The organism is Frateuria defendens (genome assembly GCF_001182895.1).
Taxonomy (GTDB): domain Bacteria; phylum Pseudomonadota; class Gammaproteobacteria; order Xanthomonadales; family Rhodanobacteraceae; genus Frateuria_B; species Frateuria_B defendens.
Map to the genome: position 1 here is coordinate 1 of NZ_LFQR01000245.1, position 347 is coordinate 347.

Genomic DNA, 347 nt, shown 5'->3' on the forward strand with positions numbered 1-347 from the left:
TCGACGAGGCCGACCGCATGTTCGACCTCGGCTTCATCAAGGACGTGCGCTTCATCTTCCGCCGCCTGCCCTCGCGCGAGCAGCGCCAGGTGCTGCTGTTCTCGGCCACGCTCAGCCACCGCGTGCTGGAGCTGGCCTACGAGCACATGCACGAAGCCGAGAAGCTGGTGGTGGAGACCGACAACGTCACCGCCGACCGCGTGCGCCAGGTGGTCTATTTCCCCGCCAAGGAAGAGAAGCTGCCGTTGCTGCTCAACCTGATCGAGCGCAGCCAGCCCACCCGCAGCATCGTGTTCGTCAACACCAAGGCCGCCGCCGAGCGCGTCACCGACCGCCTCAAGCGCCAG

1 protein-coding gene is annotated in these 347 nt (G+C 66.6%); it reads left to right on the forward strand.

The features are described 5' to 3' along the window. Positions 1-347 (forward strand): DEAD/DEAH box helicase (locus ACH65_RS18135; protein ID WP_049624046.1); only part of this gene is annotated, 347 nt, incomplete at both ends.